This window comes from Lactobacillus sp. W8172 (assembly GCF_016102055.1).
In the GTDB taxonomy this organism is placed as follows: Bacteria; Bacillota; Bacilli; order Lactobacillales; family Lactobacillaceae; genus Lactobacillus; species Lactobacillus apis_A.
In genome coordinates this window covers 20,242-39,317 of sequence record NZ_JACFPG010000006.1, presented here as the reverse complement: position 1 = coordinate 39,317, position 19,076 = coordinate 20,242, and the positions used below count along the sequence as shown (strand labels likewise).

20 protein-coding genes and 3 tRNA genes are annotated in these 19,076 nt (G+C 37.1%); 21 read left to right on the top strand and 2 right to left on the bottom strand.

Annotated features, from left to right (window positions below):
- Nucleotides 1-209: 209 nt before the first annotated feature.
- Nucleotides 210-872 carry a hypothetical protein gene (locus H3R21_RS07255; RefSeq protein WP_198184106.1) on the top strand — a complete coding sequence of 221 codons (663 nt, stop codon included), beginning with the start codon at nt 210-212 and terminating at the stop codon, nt 870-872.
- A gap of 81 nt (nt 873-953) precedes the next feature.
- On the opposite strand, the gene H3R21_RS07250 is transcribed toward H3R21_RS07255, so the two are convergent.
- Nucleotides 954-1,673 (bottom strand): GntR family transcriptional regulator, encoded by a 720-nt coding sequence (locus H3R21_RS07250; RefSeq protein ID WP_198184104.1) that lies wholly within the window; start codon nt 1,671-1,673, stop codon nt 954-956.
- A gap of 184 nt (nt 1,674-1,857) precedes the next feature.
- On the opposite strand from H3R21_RS07250, the gene H3R21_RS07245 reads away from it, so the two are divergent.
- The 16 genes from H3R21_RS07245 (at nt 1,858) to H3R21_RS07170 (ending at nt 14,132) form a co-directional block, all read left to right on the top strand.
- Nucleotides 1,858-2,853, top strand: a complete 996-nt coding sequence (locus H3R21_RS07245; RefSeq protein ID WP_232352362.1) for a sugar isomerase — start codon at nt 1,858-1,860, stop codon at nt 2,851-2,853.
- Nucleotides 2,854-3,111: 258 nt separating this feature from the next.
- Nucleotides 3,112-3,534: a hypothetical protein gene (locus H3R21_RS07240; protein ID WP_198184102.1), complete on the top strand. Its 423-nt coding sequence runs from the start codon at nt 3,112-3,114 to the stop codon at nt 3,532-3,534.
- Nucleotides 3,531-4,001, top strand: a complete 471-nt coding sequence (locus tag H3R21_RS07235; RefSeq protein ID WP_046306099.1) for a PTS sugar transporter subunit IIB — start codon at nt 3,531-3,533, stop codon at nt 3,999-4,001. Before H3R21_RS07240 ends, H3R21_RS07235 begins: the two co-directional genes overlap by 4 nt.
- Nucleotides 4,002-4,018: 17 nt before the next feature.
- Entirely contained in the window at nt 4,019-4,807 is a 789-nt protein-coding gene (locus H3R21_RS07230) for a PTS sugar transporter subunit IIC (RefSeq protein ID WP_046306101.1), read from the top strand.
- A 9-nt stretch (nt 4,808-4,816) separates the two neighbouring features.
- Nucleotides 4,817-5,653 carry a PTS system mannose/fructose/sorbose family transporter subunit IID gene (locus H3R21_RS07225; RefSeq protein ID WP_109715159.1) on the top strand — a complete coding sequence of 279 codons (837 nt, stop codon included), beginning with the start codon at nt 4,817-4,819 and terminating at the stop codon, nt 5,651-5,653.
- A 54-nt stretch (nt 5,654-5,707) separates the two neighbouring features.
- Nucleotides 5,708-6,685 carry an SIS domain-containing protein gene (locus tag H3R21_RS07220; RefSeq protein ID WP_198184100.1) on the top strand — a complete coding sequence of 326 codons (978 nt, stop codon included), beginning with the start codon at nt 5,708-5,710 and terminating at the stop codon, nt 6,683-6,685.
- Between the two features lie 112 nt (nt 6,686-6,797).
- Nucleotides 6,798-7,775 (top strand): SIS domain-containing protein, encoded by a 978-nt coding sequence (locus H3R21_RS07215; protein WP_198184098.1) that lies wholly within the window; start codon nt 6,798-6,800, stop codon nt 7,773-7,775.
- 21 nt (nt 7,776-7,796) lie between these two features.
- Nucleotides 7,797-8,501, top strand: coding sequence for a GntR family transcriptional regulator (locus H3R21_RS07210; protein WP_198184096.1), 705 nt, complete (start codon nt 7,797-7,799; stop codon nt 8,499-8,501).
- A 145-nt stretch (nt 8,502-8,646) separates the two neighbouring features.
- On the top strand, nt 8,647-9,705 hold the full coding sequence (locus tag H3R21_RS07205) for an SEC10/PgrA surface exclusion domain-containing protein (protein ID WP_198184094.1): 1,059 nt from the start codon (nt 8,647-8,649) through the stop codon (nt 9,703-9,705).
- A 101-nt stretch (nt 9,706-9,806) separates the two neighbouring features.
- Nucleotides 9,807-10,322: a GNAT family N-acetyltransferase gene (locus tag H3R21_RS07200; protein ID WP_198184092.1), complete on the top strand. Its 516-nt coding sequence runs from the start codon at nt 9,807-9,809 to the stop codon at nt 10,320-10,322.
- A gap of 117 nt (nt 10,323-10,439) precedes the next feature.
- Nucleotides 10,440-10,511, top strand: a tRNA-Gln gene (locus H3R21_RS07195).
- A gap of 165 nt (nt 10,512-10,676) precedes the next feature.
- Nucleotides 10,677-11,858, top strand: coding sequence for an aminotransferase class I/II-fold pyridoxal phosphate-dependent enzyme (locus H3R21_RS07190; RefSeq protein WP_198184090.1), 1,182 nt, complete (start codon nt 10,677-10,679; stop codon nt 11,856-11,858).
- Nucleotides 11,859-11,920: 62 nt separating this feature from the next.
- Nucleotides 11,921-12,002: transfer RNA gene (locus tag H3R21_RS07185), tRNA-Tyr, on the top strand.
- A gap of 7 nt (nt 12,003-12,009) precedes the next feature.
- Nucleotides 12,010-12,081, top strand: a tRNA-Gln gene (locus H3R21_RS07180).
- Nucleotides 12,082-12,236: 155 nt separating this feature from the next.
- Nucleotides 12,237-13,352: a hypothetical protein gene (locus tag H3R21_RS07175; protein WP_198184088.1), complete on the top strand. Its 1,116-nt coding sequence runs from the start codon at nt 12,237-12,239 to the stop codon at nt 13,350-13,352.
- 81 nt (nt 13,353-13,433) lie between these two features.
- On the top strand, nt 13,434-14,132 hold the full coding sequence (locus H3R21_RS07170; RefSeq protein WP_046306117.1) for a GntR family transcriptional regulator: 699 nt from the start codon (nt 13,434-13,436) through the stop codon (nt 14,130-14,132).
- A gap of 74 nt (nt 14,133-14,206) precedes the next feature.
- Here the strand turns inward: H3R21_RS07170 and tagD are convergent, their stop codons facing one another.
- The gene (gene tagD, locus H3R21_RS07165) at nt 14,207-14,593 is read right to left on the bottom strand and encodes a glycerol-3-phosphate cytidylyltransferase (RefSeq protein ID WP_109715167.1); all 387 of its coding nucleotides are present in this window, start codon (nt 14,591-14,593) and stop codon (nt 14,207-14,209) included.
- A 125-nt stretch (nt 14,594-14,718) separates the two neighbouring features.
- Between tagD and H3R21_RS07160 the strand changes: the two genes are divergently transcribed.
- From H3R21_RS07160 to nadE, 4 genes are all read left to right on the top strand, one after another.
- Nucleotides 14,719-15,450 carry a WecB/TagA/CpsF family glycosyltransferase gene (locus H3R21_RS07160; RefSeq protein ID WP_198184086.1) on the top strand — a complete coding sequence of 244 codons (732 nt, stop codon included), beginning with the start codon at nt 14,719-14,721 and terminating at the stop codon, nt 15,448-15,450.
- Nucleotides 15,451-15,452: 2 nt separating this feature from the next.
- The gene (locus tag H3R21_RS07155) at nt 15,453-16,553 is read left to right on the top strand and encodes a glycosyltransferase (protein WP_198184084.1); all 1,101 of its coding nucleotides are present in this window, start codon (nt 15,453-15,455) and stop codon (nt 16,551-16,553) included.
- Between the two features lie 71 nt (nt 16,554-16,624).
- Complete coding sequence (locus H3R21_RS07150) at nt 16,625-18,103, top strand: nicotinate phosphoribosyltransferase (protein ID WP_198184083.1); 1,479 nt, start codon at nt 16,625-16,627, stop codon at nt 18,101-18,103.
- Nucleotides 18,100-18,933: an ammonia-dependent NAD(+) synthetase gene (nadE, locus tag H3R21_RS07145; protein ID WP_198184081.1), complete on the top strand. Its 834-nt coding sequence runs from the start codon at nt 18,100-18,102 to the stop codon at nt 18,931-18,933. Before H3R21_RS07150 ends, nadE begins: the two co-directional genes overlap by 4 nt.
- The last annotated feature ends 143 nt before the right edge of the window (nt 18,934-19,076 follow it).

Below are 19,076 nucleotides of genomic sequence, written 5' to 3'. Positions count from 1 at the left end.
TTCACACAGTTACTAATTCGGAAAAATTCTATTACAAATGTGACAAGTATTTTTATTTGGGTAATTATTTCTTAAAAAGCGAGTGATACTTCTGTTATGGTTCTGCAATTTTTAGGATGTAGGATATAGAACATCAAAGCGAAAGTCACTTTTGTGCTTTCAATTTGAGATAGAAAAAAGATCGGGTTTTTTTATAAGGAGAGATTTTTTTGAAGGTAAAATCTATCTTGGCTAAAACAGCAGCAGTAGCAGCAATGTCAATTTCTGGTGTAGCATTAATGAACAGCACCAATACAGACACGGTTCAAGCTGCAACGGTAGAAAATGATGCAGAAGTTGTAACTGTAAATTATGTAGATGGCAATTCTATCCGCGTTTGGAACAGCTACAAGCATCCTGAAGCTACTGGACAAATTTTGCCAAGTAATTCTTCCTGGAAAGTTATTAAAACTGCTTATGACAAAGATGGTCATAAATGGTACGACCTAGGTAAGAATCAATGGGTAAAAGCTAAGTACGTTAACAAAGGTTATTACCCAGAAAATGCTTCGGGTCAAGAAGCAGTAGTTGCAGATGATAATTCAGCTAATGCGGAAGATACAAGTGTAAACTACAGTGCAAATGTGCAAAATTATGTAAACCCAGCCGGCTCAGAATCTGAGGCTAAGGCATGGATTGCGAGTCGGGAATCCGGCGGCTCATACAGTGCACAAAATGGCCAATATATTGGCAAATATCAACTATCAGCTTCCTACCTTAATGGAGATTACTCCGCTGCTAACCAAGAACGTGTTGCTAATAATTATGTTGCGCAACGTTATGGTTCATGGGCAGCCGCTAAGGCATTCTGGCAAGCAAATGGCTGGTACTAATAATTCCGCTAAAAATATAAATAACAATTTAACAAAAAAGAAGAGCTAGTTTAATTACTAGCTCTTTTTTTGTATTTGAAATTAATGGTCAATTGCATAGGTCAACTTATCACTGCGAAGTATTTGTGAGGTGATGTGTAAGGGTTGGCCCTTTTCGTCATAAACAAAGTCTTTAATTAGCATTAAAGGTGAGTTCTGGTCAACATTAAGTAGAACTGATTCTTCCTTAGTTGCAAATGCTATTTTAAAAGTCTTCCTACCTGTACTAGGTATTGTTGCAAATTGTTCCTTTAACAACTGATATAAAGGGCGATTAAGGTCAGCGCTTTTTAGTTGGTCAAATTTGGGTGGCAACCAAATCCACTCAAGGCAAAAAGGCACGTCATCAATATATCGGAGTCGATTGATTGTAATCAATTGTTCTGTATCATCTAAATGGAAAAAGGCTCGTTGTTCATCGGTGCCATAAGTTTTTTCTATACTAATTAGACGCGTTGCCATGTTTTTACCAGCACGTTCAACACTGTCAGTTAGACTAGAAAACTGATGCTTTTTTGTTTTGATCTCGTTTCGGTTGTCAGAAACGTATGTACCTTTTCCAGGTAATTTAATCAAAATGTTTTGATCTGTGAGCAATTTTAACGCTTTACGGACTGTAGTACGGCTAACTGCAAATTCTTCACGTAGTTCTGCTTCTGAAGGGATGCTACTGCCAACTTGATATTGCTGGTTATTAATACGCTCTTTGATAATATTTGCCAAACTAACATAAAGTGGTAGATGCTCTGCTTTTTTTAACATAAATACCTGTCCTTAAATTTTGCTTTCTCTAATTATAGCAAAAACCCTTTAAAATAAACATCTTTCCAACTTTACTCCTTCATTTTTTAATACCTGTATCAAAATATTAACTTTACTTTTTAAATAAAGCGCTTTATTATGAAGTTATTTAGATACATGTATCATTTTTTAAAGGAGAAAATACATGAAAGTACAAGAAGAAGTTTTGCAAATAGTCAAGCGAGCAGTTAACAGACTAGAAAAGCAAGGTGGGGTGAAACAAGTAGTCTGGATTGGAGCAGGTGGCTCATTTGGCGGTTTTTATGGTGCACACTATTTTATGCAACAAGAATCCAGTCAATTGTATTCAACAATGTGCACGAGCGGAGAATTCATTTATGCTGCTCCAAAGAATATTGATAAAAATACTCTGGTAGTACTTTGCTCTATGAGAGGAACAATTGAAACAATTGAAGCCGCGAAAGTTGCACGAGATTCCGGCGCGACAACAATTGCTCTGTATGTTGATGAATCAGAGCTTGTAGAAGTAACAGACTTTAAAATTAAATATGAGAGCTTGGCGCTTGATGAAAGTAGACTAGACCGAGTAAACGGCAGTATTGGTCTTTGCATAGCAATGAACGTGCTTAACGAGGTAGAAGGCTATGAAAATTATGATTTGGCAATGAGTTCATTTGACTTGCTTGATCCAATTTACCGTAAGGCCGTTGTATATACCACGCCACTGGCTAAAGAGTGGGCTGAATTAAATAAAAATCAGAAAACAATATATGTAATTGCGAGTGGACCAGCACTTGGTGCGGCTTATGTTTTCTCAATTTGTAATTTAGAAGAGATGCTGCAATTAGATTCACCAACTGTACACAGCTATGAGTACTTTAACGGTCCGTTTGAAGTTACCGACAAAAATAGATCAATTTTTCAATTATTGGCTACTGGAAAAACCAGACCTGAAGATGAAAGAGCTCTGAGGTTTGAGCAAAGATTTGGTGGGAAAAAGCTATATGTTTTAGACGGTAAAGAAATAGGTTTAGATGACCTTAAGCCGGAAGTATCACCGTATTTTAATCACTCCATTTTCTCGTCAGTTCTTAATAACGTATATATGCGTGAATTATCATATACAACTCATAAGAGTTATGAGACACGCAGATATATGTGGAAAGAAGAATACAAATAATCAATTTGTTAAAAACAACTGTTTGACATTAAGTCCCACTAAAGCCACGTACGCAAGGATAATAACATAAAATTTAAATTATCATACAAAGCAAATGATAACGCTTTAAACTGAAAATAATGTAAAAATAATTTAATTATTTTTAAATAAAGCCTTTACATAAATTGGTCAATATAATATTATACAAGTGTACGTGTTAATACATCTTATATTTATGGGAAGCTGTATAACATTGTCCATGATTAGGGGTGAAAGAAAGTGAAAATAATTTTAGTTAGCCATGGAAAACTGGCAAAAGGTATGAAAGACACAGTTGAAATGATTGCCGGTCAACAAGAAAACCTTGAAGCATATGAAGCTTATGAAAATGGGACCAGTGATGACAGTTTTATCAATGATCTTAAAAATTCACTTGCTTCAAGCAAGAACGATGATGTGATTGTCGTAACGGATGTTTTAGGGGGATCAGTTAATAATGAGGCCACACAATTACTGAAGGATCATCCGAACTTAACAATTCTAACTGGAATGAATTTACCTCTGATTATTACATTAGTTACGACAGTCAATTCAGGAATTTCAGATGAAAAGGTTTCAGAAGCGATTGATGAAGGAAAGAAAGGAGTTTTGTCTGTTAATAAGTTAATGACTGAAGAAGATGATGAAGGAGATTTATTATGATTAAAGTAATAAGAGTTGATCACAGATTATTACACGGTCAAGTTGTATTTTCTTGGACAAAGTTTGCCAATATTGAGCGAGTAATTGTCATTGATACTGCAACCGCAAACGATGATTTTAAGAAAATGTCGTTGAAATTGGCTAAGCCTGAGGATATTAAGTTGAACGTGTTTAGTGTTGACGCAGCAATTGAAAAAATTGATCGAATTAAAGCGCTCGACGATAACATTATGTTGCTTTTTGAAAATGTAACAGAACTGAGTAAATTTATTGATGCTTATGGTCCAGTTGAAGAAATTAACTATGGTTTGATTCCTTCAAAAGATGGAGCTAAAAGATTTAGCAATGCAATTTACTTGTTGCCTGAGGAAGTTGAATTAACTAAGAAAATGTGCGACCAAGGTATCAAGATTTCAATGCAACAGGTCCCTTCGTCTAATAAGGAGCTTCTAAATAATCTTATTTAGAAAGAAAGGTATAAAAAATGTTTTGGAAAGCGTTAATTGTCGGACTGATTGGTGTTTTTGCCATGTTCGACTCCAGATTATTAGGACGTGAAAACTTTGAGCAGCCACTGATTGTTAGTACTTTAGTAGGACTAGCCTTAGGTGATCCAGCAAAGGGATTAATGGTTGGTGCAACCTTGCAATTGGTTTCAATGGGAATCGTTGCTGTAGGTGCAGCTACACCACCAGATATGGTGTTAGGCTCAGTTGTTGCTTCTGCTTTCGCGATTCTGTCCAACACGAGTGCTCAAGCAGCGTTGACGGTTGCTTTACCAGTTGCCGTATTAGGCCAAATGATTGGTATTGTCGTTAGAATGCTGTTTTCTTCCTTTAACCAGTTAGCAAATAAAGCAATCGATGCTGGGAAGTTCAAGAAAGCTCGTAGCTACCACATTGTATACGGTCCAATTATTTATGCCCTGCTCTACTTTGTGCCAATCTTCTTGGCAATTTTCTTAGGAACAAATGCAGTTTCGAGCTTCGTTAAATTGATTCCAGCTTGGTTGACAAATGGTTTGACCCTAGCAAGTAAGATTTTGCCAGCATATGGATTTGCACTATTAATGTCAACGATGATTGATAAGAAAAATGCAGTTTACCTATTTCTTGGTTTCTTCATTGCCGCATACGGCAAGATGTCAGTAATCAGTGTTGCAATTTTTGCAGTTATTTTAGTTGTTATCCTAAACAAGTTTATGTCTGGGAATGACAATAATAACTCTCAACCATCATCTAGTGACAGCTTAGATGACTTAGAAGAATTATAGGAGACAAAAATGGCTGAACAAAAACATACAGATAAACAATTACGTCATAAGTTCTCGCAATTCTTTTGGAGAGCATGGGCAATTCAGACTTCATGGAACTATGAAAGTCAAATGAATATGGGTTTTATGTACGGTATGGCACCAACAATTGATGAGATTTATGGTGAAAATCCTGACACTCCAGAAAAATTGCAGAAGAAAAAGGATGCATACCATCGTCACATGGCCTTCTTCAACTGTACGCCACAGTTAACCTCATTTGTTTTGGGATTATCGTCGGCGATGGAAGAAGAGTATGCAGCTAACCCAGATACTTTTGATCCTGAATCAATTAACAGTGTTAAGACTTCATTGATGGGACCATTGTCAGGAATTGGTGATTCACTCTTTCAAGGGACGATTAAAATTATTGCTTTTGGTTTAGGAATCAACATGGCACAACAGGGTAACCTGTTTGGCCCAATCTTGGCAATGATTATCTCCATTATCCCTTCAGCAATAGTTACTTACTGGGGTGGTAAGTGGGGTTACCTACAAGGTAAGAAGAACATTCAAAAATTGATTAGTAACGGTACAATCAACCGAATCATGTCATTAATGAATGTGATTGGATTAATGGTTATTGGAGCGATGATTGCGACAATGATTGGAATTACAACTCCAATTAAGTTTGGCAAGAGTTTTGTTTTACAGACTACATTGGATTCAATCTTCCCGCAAATGCTTCCATTAGCCTTTACATTCGGCATGTTTTACCTAATCAAAAAGAAGGTAAATACTGCTTGGATTATGGTCATCTGTATTGTGGGCGGTATCTTACTTAGTGTATTGGGGATATTTAGTTAATTTATTGGTAATTAGTAATTTTAGAGAATAATATTTAAGGAGAAAAAATTTATTATGGATTTTGGAAAAGTTAAAGCAATTGTTGAAGACATTAAGTCAAAGCAACCAGAAATTGATCGTGTAATGTTCGTTGGTTGTGGTGCCTCAATGGCAGATTTGTATCCTGGCTATTACTTTGTTGCTCATGAGAGTACTAAGTTATTGTCATCAATTCAAACTGCTAATGAATTTAATTACGACACGCCAAAAGGAGTAGGTGACCACACTATCGTTATCACAGCTTCTTTAGGTGGTAGCACACCAGAGTCAGTTGCTGCAACTAAGAAAGCTAGAGAACTTGGTGCCCATGTTGTTACCTTGTCAATGGCTGAAGATTCACCAATCATTAAAGAAACTGAATATAAAGTTGTTCACGGTTTCCAAGAAAATTATGCTGCTAAGACTGAAAAGATGACATATTGCTTGGCTTTGGCAATTGAAATTGTTAAAGAATTTGAAGGCTATGAATTTTACGATGAAGCCTTAGCTGCCTTTGCTGGCATGCCAGACTTGATTCAAAATGCAGTTAAATCAGTTGGTCCAGCTGCTAAAGAATTTGGTGAAAAGTACAAAAATGAGAAGACAATTTATGTGTTGAGTAGTGGTGCTTCACTTGGTGTTGCATATTCAACTGCTTCATTCCTCTTCATGGAAATGCAATGGATTGCAGCTCCAACTGTTCACTCTGGTGAATACTTCCACGGCCCATTTGAATTAACAGAGCAAGATGCGCCATACTTGCTATTTATGAATGATGGTAAGACACGTCATTTAGATGCTAGAGCATTAACTTTCTTACAAAGATTTGATGCACAAATCGCAAATATTGACGCTAAAGATTACGGCTTAAACGAAATTGCTAGTGAAAATGTCATTGATTACTTTAACCCAATGATTCATACAGGTGTAATGCGTGTCTTTGCTGAAGAATTAGCCAAGGCAAGAAAGCACCCATTGACTAAGCGTCGCTACATGTGGAAACTTACTTATTAATTAAAACAATAATTATCGAAAAGGATCCTATTTTAAAAATAGAATCCTTTTTTTCTTTTCTAAGGGTTTAATACTTATCCTACAGTTAATAAAATGAGAGGACATTTTTAAGATGGAAATTAATAAGGTAAACAAAGCCGTCAAGTTAGCAGCAAATCATCATCAAGGTAAAATAACCAGTATTTACTTTACTGCATGTGGTGGTTCGCTTGTTGATTTTTATGTTTCAAAGTACTTTTTAGAAGCAGAAGCCAAAACAATAACTACTGGTTGGTATAATTCAAGTGAGTTCGTAAATGTTCCACCGGCAAAGTTGGGTGAAGATTCGATTGTATTTATTTGCTCGCATAGTGGTAATACACCAGAAACGGTGGAAGCAGCCAAAATTGCTCAAGAAAAAGGTGCATTTACAATTGGTTTGACTTTTAATAAAAATGCCAATTTACTAAATTATTCGAATGCTAAAATTATTTATGAATGGGGTAATGAGGAAGAAGTCGTCAACAACCCGATGGCAATTACACTAGATGCAACAGTAAAATTGCTGCAAAACTTTGAAGACTATCAATATGCTGCTGATTTTGACGATGGTCTTAAGAAAATTGATACTGTGATTTCAAGAGCAATCAGACAGGTACAACCGAGAACAAAGAAGTTTGCACAAGTTTATCAAAATGAGACAATGTTCTATGTTTTGGGAAGTGGACCGTCTTTCGGACATGCGTATGGATTCTCTATCTGTTCATTAATGGAAATGCAATGGTTAAACTCTTCTGCCATTCATTCTGGTGAATATTTCCATGGTCCTTTCGAAGTTACTGATAAGAATCTTCCTTATATTTTATTAAAAAGTTTAGGTAGAACGCGTGTATTAGATGAACGTGCCGAACGCTTTTTAGCAAAGTATGCGCAAAAAGTAGAAGTTGTTGATGCTAAAGAACTTGGTTTGGATTTAATTGACGATAAAGTTTCAGAGTACTTTAGTCCGATTTTGTTTTATACTGTTCTATGTGAATATAGAGCTAAATTGGCTGCTGTCCATGATCATTCATTAGACGTAAGAAGATACATGGGCAAGGTGGAATATTAATATAGGTAGTGGTGACTTTAAGTGAAGGAAACGGGTTCTTTATACTCTCAAGTGATGGAGAAGATAAGACAGAAAATCATTAGTGGGGAATATCCAGTTAATAGTAAATTGCCAAATGAGTTTGATTTAAGTGAGCAGTTTGATGTTAGTCGTGTTACTTTAAGAAAAGCAATTAAAGGCTTAGCTGATGATGGGTTGGTCGAAAAGATTCAAGGGGTTGGAACTTTTGTCCGGCAGCCGCAGAAAGTTAAACGCATTGTTAGCTCTTCGGCCGTAGAGAGTTTTTCAGAAATAGCCGAAAAAGAGGGCTTTAAAGCTAGTGTTGAAGTAGTCAAGGTCAAGGAAGTAGAAACACCAAGTGAATTAAAGGATGTCCTTGAAAGCCGTAGAGCATTGTTTATTGAGCGAGTCCATTTGGTCAATGAAGAACCGATTATGCTTGAATGTAATTATTTTCCCTTACCTCGTTTTAAAAAGTTAAAGGACGAAGATTTACATAAATCTTTGTATCAAATATTGCGTGAAAAATATCAAATCAATAAATTGAATTCACGTGACATGATTATTAGCGTAGCTTTAGCAAGCTTGAGTGAAGCAAAGCTTTTAAAAAAATCGATTGGTTTTCCCTTACTACTTTTGCAAGTCTGTGTTGAAGATGAGAATCATCAGGTAGTTCATGCTGGTCAGCAATATGTTATTTCTGATCGATATGAATTCCATGTGTAGTAAAAGGTAAGCTTTTTAATTGGTAATTGTAAAAAACGTAAAAAGTTGATGAAGGAAATAAAGTGGTAATAACGTATAATTAGTTTTAGAATTAAACATAAACCATAAAGAGCCGTTAGGTAAAGAATACTCTTGAGGAAGATAAATGAAGAAAAGTAAACTTGCCCTTGTCGCGATTAACCTTATTTTTTTAGTAACTGTTCCAGTACTTGAATTGACTGAGTCAGATCAGGTGGCAGCAGCTACTGTTAAAGGCTATGTTAAAACTAGAAGCAATAAAAAAGTGCGCTTATACACGATTAAAGGCAAGCACTCTAATTTTTATGCAAGTCCAAAGTATCGTTATCCATATAGTTCGAAAAAGAAAATTGGCAAGCAAAAGCGTGTAGCATACAAGATTGGCAATAATTCTCACTGGATTTTAGCCAAAGATGCAACTGTAATAAAACAGCAAAGTCCTAAAAAATATGTTCAAGCCCAGCTCCAAATGCCAGTAGGATATACCAAGCTAGAGCTGTTACAAGCTTATCAGGGCAATCCTAGTCAGGCTTTTATCAATGCTTCCATTAAAGGGATGAAAACTAATAGCTTTAGTCGCATTAGTGCGGCTGAAAATGAAGAAGATAACCATAACATGGTAGACTTGGCTAAGCCAACACCAGAACAAATTGATACTTTAACCACTTTTTCACTAGGCTTAATTAATCAGGCTAGAAGCCAACTAGGTCTCAATTTGTGGCAAGATAGCGTTGGTGCACGAAAACTAGCGCGTGATATAGCAATCCAATATACTGAAAACAATAAAACAATCAAGGACAGCCATTACGTTACTGGAATAGTTAAAGCATGTAAGTCCAATGGACTAAACCTTGATGATAACTATGTCGAGGACATGGCGGGTTTTTATAATCCCGATAGAACAATGTCAATGACAGAATTAAAGAAAAGCGTTTATTTTGGCTTGAAACAAATGATCTTTGGCTATACAGGTAGTGGTGAAGAGGGTCGAAATGATCGCAGCAATTATCAAGAATGGGAACATGCAGGCGACCTATTTAATACTCAAGGTTCTTTACATGATGGTGATTATAACTATTATGGTTTTAGCCTTTCCCATAATAATGATATTTGTTCAATGCATTTTATCAGTGTTCCAACTTATATTGTAAAAAATAATACGTATGATACTGGCTTTAAGCCATAATGAATTTGTAAAGAAGATAGTCGAAATTTGACTATCTTTTTTGTTAGCAAATAATAAAAAATGCTAAAATTAATTATCTTGAATAAAGTGAGGGATAGAAAATGCCAACTTACATTAAATTAGCGCAAAAAAGCGACTTGCCAGAAATAATGAAGATAATTGATGAAGCTAAGCAATTGATGAAAAATGATGGTATTCCTCAGTGGCAAGAAGGAAAGCCTAATGAAGCAATATTATCTGATGATGTTGAAAAAGAACGTGCATATTGCTTAATGGTTGATCACGATATTGTCGGAATTGCTGCTTTAATGACGACGCCTGAACCGACTTACAAGCAAATTGAAGGTGAATGGAACGATGACGTTGATAAATATGCGACAATTCACCGCATTACGATTTCGACTAAGTTCCGTGGCCAGCATCTAGGTAAGATTTTTATGTCCAACTTAATTTCTCGTGGAATGGTGCTTGGAATACATAATTTTAGAATCGATACACATGCAGTCAATAAGAGAATGCAAGGCTTAATCAAAGCTACCGGCTTTGAAGAACGTGGAGTCATTTATATTGATCAAACCGAAAATGGTGCTAGAAACGCATATGAATTAAATCTGTAGTTTTAGTAAAGTTAATAAGGTAATTACGGACATAAAAAATAATTTTCCCTCTTGACTTACTAACAACATTTTTCTATACTATTAAATGTTGAGCGAACAAGTAAAAGCTCAAAGGAATGGGTTATAGCCAAGTGGTAAGGCACTAGTTTTTGGTACTAGTATGCGCTGGTTCGAATCCAGCTAACCCAATTGTTCTTACGAACACCCAACCCAAATAAAGACAGTTCAGTTAATCATGAGCTGTCTTTTTTATTATAAAAAATTAATAGCAAATTAAATAAATATGGTAGAAAAATAATTTTGTTAACTGTATAATTTTAAAAAAGCAAGAAAACAGAAGTTAGGGTGAAACATATGGTTAACTTAATTAATTACACCAAAAAAGGTCTAGCAGATCTTCCTTCAAATCCAATTTTGAAGTTTTCCGATTACGCAAGTAAGATTCCCGATGTTATCAAGTTCACTTTGGGTGAGCCTGATTTTGACACACCGGAGCACATCAAGCAAGCAACTATCAAGAGTGTTACTGATAATCACTCGCACTATGCTCCATCAAATGGAACAATTGGTTTGCGCAAAGCTGCAGCTAACTTTTTGGCTGAAAAATATGGTCAAAAGTATGATCCAGAAACTGAGGTTTTAGTTACTACTGGTGTTTCTGAATCAATTTTTGACACAGTTTTAGCGTGTCTTAATCAAGGCGACGTGATGGTTGTGCCTACTCCTGTTTTTCCACTTTATATGTCTGATGCCAATATTATTAATGAAGGGGTAGAAATTGTTAAAGTTGATACTTCAGACGATGGCTTCAAGTTAACACCAGAAAAATTGCAGGCTGTGCTTGATCAGTATGGGGAGCGTGTTCGGATGCTGGTGATGAACTATCCTACTAATCCAACAGGGGTAACATATACTCAAGACGAGCTTGATGCATTAGCTGATGTGATTCGAGATAAGCCAATCTTTGCCTTGTGTGATGAAATTTACAGTGAACTTTGCTATGATGGTCCGCACGCTTCAATGGAGAAATCATTGCATGACCAAGTCATTGTAATGAATGGTGTCTCGAAGGCATGGGCAATGACCGGATACCGGATTGGAATTGTTTGTGCCCCAAAGGGTGTTTTGGAACAAATCGCTAAAGTGCACCAAGCAATCGTAACAACAGAACCAACACCAATGCAGGATGCGGCTGAAGAAGCATTTAAAAATGGTATGGATGATTCCAAGCCAATGAAAGAAGAATTCCAAAAGCGGCGTGACGTTTTATACAAAGGCTTAACTGAGATTGGCTTTGAATGTGCAAAACCAGAAGGTGCCTTTTACATCTTTGCTAAAATTCCGGAAGGATTAGAGCAAGACGACAACAAATTTATTTATGATTTGGTTGATAAAGCTCATGTCGCTGTCACAAGTGGTTCGTGCTTTGCAAAAGGCGGTGAAGGTTATATTCGTTTCTCATATGCAGTTGCCATGGCAGAGATTGAGGAAGGCCTGAAGCGAATTGCAAAATATGTTGAAGAATATAAGAAGTAAAATAGCATAATTTTTGCTTGCAATTACGCATGTTTTTAGATAAGATAATTAACGTGCGTAACGGAGGAGTAGCGAAGTGGCTAAACGCGGCGGTCTGTAAAACCGCTCTCTCTGAGTTCGGCGGTTCGAATCCACCCTCCTCCATTATCAGTGGGTTATAGCCAAGTGGTAAGGCACTAGTTTTTGGTACTAGTATGCGCTGGTTCGAATCCAGCTAACCCAATTTAAGATTACAAACTAAAGGCAGCTGTTGATAGTTGCCTTTTTACTTTCTTTTGTTGACTGTTTAACATACAATTTTCATGCAAGAATAATGACTTGGCACTGAAAAAGAGTAGGATGATAGCTAGTTTGCTTTTTAACTAAGAAGGGAATTTTATGTCGAGACTAGTTAAAGTTGGAGCTGGAGGTAGTGAAATCGGCTGGCACGAAGCTTTAAAAGATTTACGTGCAGATGATGTATTACTTCTAGGACCGGGCTTTTATGAATTACCACAGGATACCCTGTTTTCAGACATTACAGTTAAGGGAACTGGTAGTTTGCCAGAAGATACGACAATTCTTGGTGATGTTAACATTGCGGCTGATAGTCAGTTTGTTAACTTAGAGAATTTATGCATCAATACTAATACAGATTCAAACAGTTTATTTGTGCCCGCTGAAGCAAACACTTATTTAACATTACGCAATTGTATAATTAAAGGTTACGGCAATGACACGGCAGCCATTGCGGCTAACGGTAAGGTGACCTTAGAACTGTATTCGACTATGATTTTAAATGGCTCACTATCTATTTTTGCAAATGCCGATTTTCGCTTAGAAATGAATGATTCTTCAATTGAACATGTTTCGGAAGAATTTGGAACTTTGGCACTTGAGGGACACGGTACTGCTATTATTAACAACTCTCGTATTCATGGTAGCATTGATACTTTTACAAAGACAAATGCGGAAATTGATTTAAATAATTCCGTTACAAACTCAATGCTGCTTCAGGGAGAAGTTTGGCTGAATATGTTGAACAGTAAAGTCGTATCCGATGATGATACCTCGATGTATATTACTGATAAAACGTGGGCTAACATCATTGGTTCCGACTTTAATGGCGGAATTTATCTTGATAAAACACCGCATGTGATTATTCAAAACAGCCAACTTAACCGAATGATCGCAGTTAATGATGCAGAAATAACAATGATTAATTCTATTGTAGTTAATCATGCTGACTTTCAAGATAAGGCAAAGTGTTCGGCACGCAGAGTGACTTTTAATGGCGGGGCTGAGTACCAATACTTTTTAGCACTTGGCGATCAAGCTTTTTTTGAAGGTCATGACCTGATTTTTAATTCTAACGGGGCCGATTTGGCAGTGAAAGATGCAGCCAGAATGCATGCCAGTGTGATTGCCAGCAGTGATGACTCAATTGCTGTTGAATGCAGTCAAGGGGCTAGCGTACAACTTTTGGGTATGAAGTGGACCAACAAGAAAAAATAGCATCAAAAAATTAATTTGATTTAGCTCGGCTAAAATAGACCAATTTGGAATATAATATGGTCATACATGGAGGTGTGATAATTGGAAGAACCAATGTACATCAAAATTCATAATCAAATAAAACGTGAAATTGAGAATCACGTATACAAAGTCGGTAGCAGAATTCCAGCCGAACGACAATTGGCGCAAAAATTTGGCGTTTCGCGAATGACTTTACGACAAGCAATCAAGACCCTTGAGGATGAAGGTATTCTAGAACAGCGCATTGGGAGCGGAACTTATGTGGCTAACCAAAAAGTTCAGGAAAAAATGTCTGGTATCATGTCCTTTACCGATATAACTCATGCTAACGGACAAACACCCTCAAGTAAGCTGATTTCATATCGAATTGGTAAGCCGTCATTGTCAGAAACTGAACGTCTCGACTTGGCTCCTAACCAAGAGGTCTTGCGAATGGAGCGTATTCGCTATGCCGATGATGTGCCTATTTGTTATGAGGTTGTAACTATACCACAGAGCCTGATTGCGAAAATGTCCAAGGCAGATATTTCATCGCACCTCTACCAAACGTTAGAAAAAAATGGTTATAAAATAGGTCGAGTAACAGAACATATTTCTGCTGCGATTGCTAATGAAAACTCTGCTCGTTTACTTGATGCCAAAAAAGGCGAGGCACTGATTACACGTCTGCAAGTAACTGAGCTCTCTACGGGATTACCTTTTGAATATACCAGGGCCAGCTATGTAGCTGATCGCTTCGAATTTACTTTTTCTAAATAAAAACTCTGAACTGCTTTAATTATGATATGCCGCACAAATTTGGGGGTCATATCATTAGCTTAGTTCAGAGTTTTTTATTTTAAATCTTGTTTGATTTTAGTAGAAGAGATTCCAGGTGTACGAGGTAAATAAACGACGTCACAATATGATTTGAGAAAATCAAATTTACCTTTCCAGTCATTACCCATTACAAAAGTGTCAATATCATACTTTTGAATGTCAGTGATTTTTTGGTCCCAGTCTTGTTCTGGAATAACTTCGTCAACGTAACGAATAGCTTCTAAAATAAACTTTCGTTCGGCGTAATTGTTGTATGATTCTTTATGTTTTTGCAGCTCATTGAATTCATCGGTCGAAAGACCGACGATCAGGTAGTCACCTAGCTCACGAGCGCGCTTTAGTAAGCGAACATGACCGTAGTGCAATAAATCAAAAGTGCCATAAGTGATAACTTTTTTCATTTGTAGTGTTACTCCTCTTACTTCGACAACTAAATATTATCATATTTATAGAAAAGGTAAAACATAGTCCGAAATACCAAATTGTCTGCTAAAATAAGGTAAATTAATCGCAGGAGGAAACTAACATGAGTAAAGTAAGCGTTTTAGGCGTTGACTTTGATAATAAGAGTTTCAAGCAATTTCAGAATGAACTTATCGGTCGGATTAATACTCACCAATCTACCTTTGTAGTAACTGCAAATCCAGAAATTGTCATGTCAGCGAACGAAAATCCCGAATTTATGAAGATTTTGAATTATGATGCGGATTATGTCACTCCTGATGGAATTGGCGTGGTTAAAGCCGCTAAAATACTGGGAACACCATTAAAAGAACGAGTAACAGGCTATGATTTATTTTCTTGGCTAATGAAATTGGCTAACGAACGTAGCCTAAGGGTTTACTTAATTGGGGCTAAACCTAAGGTAATACACGCAATTCAAACTAAAATTGCGCGTGAATATTCTGATATCCAGCTGGTTGGTGCAGAAGACGGCTACTTTAAAGATGATTTAGAAGTAGTCGCATACCAAATTGAGCGTGCTGAACCAGATTTGGTTTTTGCAGCCCTAGGATCACCTCGACAAGAACAACTGCTTGATATTTTGCGTAAAAACCTATTACCTGCTTTGATGATGGGCGTAGGTGGTAGTTTTGATGTCTTTTCTGGAATGGTTAAACGGGCACCTCAATTCTGGCAAAAAGCGCACTTGGAATGGTTTTACCGTTTGCTAAAAGAGCCATCACGTTATAAAAGAATGGGAAAGATTCCTAAATTTATGGTAGAAGTTTATAAGTCTAAAAAGGACCGAAGATAAGCATGAAAGTTTTGCATGTTAATGCTGGCCTCGAATCTGGTGGCGGGTTAACGCACATTATTAACTTATTAACTGAAGCTAAGCTGCAAGGTAAAGATTTTACTTTATTATGTTTAGCAGAAGGGCCGGTGGCCCAAGCTGCAAGGGAGGCAAAGTTAAATTGTCATGTACTAGGCTCAAGCAGTCGCTACGATTTGACCGCTCTCAGGCGCTTAGCGACTTTTATCAACGAAGGCAATTATCAAATTGTGCACACTCATGGTGCGCGTGCCAATCTTTTTATGGCGCTAATTAAACGCCGAATTACTGCTAAATGGTGCGTAACGGTTCACTCTGATCCATATTTAGATTTTGAGGGAAGAGGACTAGGAGGTAAAGTTTTTACCAAAACTAATGTTAAGGCAATCAAGGCAGCAGATTGCGTATTTGCGGTAACGCAGAAATTTGCTAATTTACTCACAGAACAAGCTCATGTTGATGGAAAGAAAGTTCACGTCATTTATAACGGAACTTTTTTCCATCAAGATAGTGACATCCCAGCTAAGTATGAACACCCACATTTTAATATTGTTAATGTTGCGCGAGCTGAAAAAGTTAAGGGTCAAGAATTGCTGCTAAAGGCTTTAAAAAAGCTGGATAATCAAAATGTTCATCTATATCTTGCTGGTGATGGTACACAGCTAGATAACTTGAGGGCTTTAACACAAAAATTGGATTTGGGCTCACAGGTAAACTTTCAAGGCTTTATGACACATAAGCAATTGAAGCATCTTTATCGCCGCATGGATCTGGCTGTTTTAACATCGTATTCGGAGAGTTTTCCACTCGTTTTGTTAGAGGCTAGTGACAACTTGCTACCACTTCTTTCAACAGCAGTCGGCGATATTAAAAAGATGATTCCGGATGAACAACACGGCTTTATTGCCGAAGTCGGGAGTGTTGATTCAATTACCAACGCTTTAAAAAGTGCTGTCGCTATGCCACCAGCTGAGCTTAGACAAATGGCTGAGCATGAAAAGAAATATGTTGCGGCTAACTTTTCTCTGGCACAACAATTAGCAAGTATTGAAAAAGTTTATCAAACACTGCTAGCAGTGCATTAAATTGTTTAAACTGGGATAAGTGGTTATAATTAAGAATAAAAAAATTATTGTAATCAAGTTAAGAGGACACAATGTTTTACCAAGAACTAGACCAAGATGATTCTTTAACCCTGCATACTGATTTGTACGAAATCAATATGATGTATACCTACTTTAAAAAGGGTATTTCCGAACGTAATGCTGTTTTTGAAGTATATTATCGTGAAGAACCATTTGGCAATGGCTATTCAGTTTTTGCGGGCTTAGAACACGTAATACTATATTTAAATAATCTGAAATTCAAAGAAAGTGATCTCGAGTATCTAAAAAATGAAGTAGGATATGATGATGACTTTATTGACTACCTGCGCAATCTGAAAATGAAATTGACAGTGCGTTCAATGAGTGAAGGTGAAATTGTTTTTGCCAATGAGCCGCTTCTTCAAGTAGAGGGACCGCTTGCTCAATGTCAATTGGTTGAAACAGCAATTTTAAATATTATCAACTATCAAACATTATTGGCCACCAAGGCAGCAAGAGTGAAATTGGCTGTTCAAGGCGATGGCGTAATGGAATTTGGTACGCGTCGTGCACAAGAAACAGATGCTGCAATTTGGGGAACTAGAGCTGCATATATTGGCGGCTTTGACTCCACTAGTAATGTCCGTGCAGGGAAACTGTTTGGTATTCCTGTTTCTGGGACACACGCACATTCACTTGTTGAAGCTTTTGGCAGTGAATATGAAGCATTTAAGGCATATGCCGAAACGCATCATGATTGTGTTTTCCTAGTTGATACGTATGACACAGTCAGAAGTGGTGTTCCTAATGCCATTCGAGTAGCAAATGAAATGGGCGACAAAATTAATTTCCAGGGTGTTCGAATTGACTCTGGAGATATGGCCTACATTTCAAAACAGGTCCGTCATGAGCTAGATGATGCGGGCTACACGGACGCAAAAATTTATGCTTCAAACGATTTGGACGAGACAACTATCACTAGTTTGAAAATGCAAGGTGCCAAAATTGACGTTTGGGGAATCGGTACTAAGTACATTACCGCTTATGATCAGCCTGCACTCGGTGCTGTTTACAAGTTAGTATCAATTGAAGACGACAGTCACCAAATGCGTGATACACTGAAAATATCTTCAAATGCAATTAAGGTTTCTACGCCTGGTAAAAAGCAAGTTTGGCGTATTTCTGCTAATACCGCTAAAAAAAATGAGGGTGATTGGGTTGCACGTGCTGGAGTTGATCCAAGAAAATTTGATTCACTTTACATGTTCCACCCGCAATATAACTACATTAATAAAGTTGTAACTGACTATACTGCTGAGCCACTGCTTAAAGATATTTTTAGAGACGGTAAGTTAGTATACAGGCAACCTAAATTGATTGAAATAAAACGGTTCTGTGCTGCTAACTTAGACGGCTTGTGGGATGAATATAAACGTAGCCTAAATCCACAGGAATACCCAGTTGACCTCTCACAAGATCTATATGACAGTAAAATGAACTTAATTCAAGATATTCGTAATCATATTAATGAAGGAGAACTAGGTAAATGAGACCAGTGCAAAAAGAAATAATTGCCTATGAACATGTTTTACCAGAAATTGATCCAAAAAAAGAAATTAGACGATCCGTTGACTTTCTCAAGGATTATTTAAAAGCCAATCCATTTTTAAAATCTTATGTTTTGGGAATTTCGGGCGGACAAGATTCAACCTTAACTGGTAAATTATGCCAGATGGCAATTACCGAAATGCGAGAAGAAACTGGCGATAATTCATATCAATTTATTGCAGTGCGCTTGCCATATGGTGTTCAAGCTGATGCCCAAGATGCAGCTGACGCGGTGGCGTTCCAAAAACCAGATCAGGATTTGATTGTTAATATTAAGCCTGCTGTTGATGCAATGGTTGCTAGCTTAAATGAAGCTGGACAAGAAATAACTGATTTTAATAAGGGCAACATTAAAGCGCGTGAACGGATGGTTGTGCAGTATGGCATAGCTGGTGCTAATAATGGTGCTGTTGTTGGAACTGATCACGCAGCTGAAAACTTTAGTGGTTTTTACACAAAATATGGTGACGGTGCGGCTGATCTTACGCCTCTTTTCCGTTTGGACAAGCGACAAGGTAAACAAATGCTCAAAGAACTTGGTTGTCCTGAGCATTTATACTTAAAGACTCCTACAGCTGATCTGGAAGAAGACCAACCAAGTCTCCCTGATGAAACAGCTTTGGGAGTAACGTATCAAGAAGTTGATGATTACCTTGAAGGACGAGAAGTGTCAGACGAGGCCGCTGAAAAAATTGAGGCACTCTGGCGAAAGAGTGAGCATAAGCGCCGCATGCCAGTTTCGGTATTTGATGATTTTTATAAGCACAAATAAAAAGTGATCTAAAAATAACAAGATTAATTTGCAAACTCAGTATGTGAATGAGCTTCTAGATCTTCCTATTATGCATTGACAAAGATTGTGCAAGTAGTACAATTACTGTTAACTTAAGATATGTTTTTTAAATTAACAGTTCA

Excerpts from the sequence above, each read along its gene's own strand:
- H3R21_RS07250 (WP_198184104.1), bottom strand. The coding sequence starts at position 1,673 with ATGTTAAAAAAAGCAGAGCATCTACCACTTTATGTTAGTTTGGCAAAT.
- H3R21_RS07245 (WP_232352362.1), top strand. The coding sequence starts at position 1,858 with ATGAAAGTACAAGAAGAAGTTTTGCAAATAGTCAAGCGAGCAGTTAAC.
- H3R21_RS07235 (WP_046306099.1), top strand. The coding sequence starts at position 3,531 with ATGATTAAAGTAATAAGAGTTGATCACAGATTATTACACGGTCAAGTT.
- H3R21_RS07230 (WP_046306101.1), top strand. The coding sequence starts at position 4,019 with ATGTTTTGGAAAGCGTTAATTGTCGGACTGATTGGTGTTTTTGCCATG.
- H3R21_RS07225 (WP_109715159.1), top strand. The coding sequence starts at position 4,817 with ATGGCTGAACAAAAACATACAGATAAACAATTACGTCATAAGTTCTCG.
- H3R21_RS07220 (WP_198184100.1), top strand. The coding sequence starts at position 5,708 with ATGGATTTTGGAAAAGTTAAAGCAATTGTTGAAGACATTAAGTCAAAG.
- H3R21_RS07215 (WP_198184098.1), top strand. The coding sequence starts at position 6,798 with ATGGAAATTAATAAGGTAAACAAAGCCGTCAAGTTAGCAGCAAATCAT.
- H3R21_RS07205 (WP_198184094.1), top strand. The coding sequence starts at position 8,647 with ATGAAGAAAAGTAAACTTGCCCTTGTCGCGATTAACCTTATTTTTTTA.
- H3R21_RS07200 (WP_198184092.1), top strand. The coding sequence starts at position 9,807 with ATGCCAACTTACATTAAATTAGCGCAAAAAAGCGACTTGCCAGAAATA.
- H3R21_RS07190 (WP_198184090.1), top strand. The coding sequence starts at position 10,677 with ATGGTTAACTTAATTAATTACACCAAAAAAGGTCTAGCAGATCTTCCT.
- H3R21_RS07175 (WP_198184088.1), top strand. The coding sequence starts at position 12,237 with ATGTCGAGACTAGTTAAAGTTGGAGCTGGAGGTAGTGAAATCGGCTGG.
- tagD (WP_109715167.1), bottom strand. The coding sequence starts at position 14,593 with ATGAAAAAAGTTATCACTTATGGCACTTTTGATTTATTGCACTACGGT.
- H3R21_RS07160 (WP_198184086.1), top strand. The coding sequence starts at position 14,719 with ATGAGTAAAGTAAGCGTTTTAGGCGTTGACTTTGATAATAAGAGTTTC.
- H3R21_RS07155 (WP_198184084.1), top strand. The coding sequence starts at position 15,453 with ATGAAAGTTTTGCATGTTAATGCTGGCCTCGAATCTGGTGGCGGGTTA.
- H3R21_RS07150 (WP_198184083.1), top strand. The coding sequence starts at position 16,625 with ATGTTTTACCAAGAACTAGACCAAGATGATTCTTTAACCCTGCATACT.
- nadE (WP_198184081.1), top strand. The coding sequence starts at position 18,100 with ATGAGACCAGTGCAAAAAGAAATAATTGCCTATGAACATGTTTTACCA.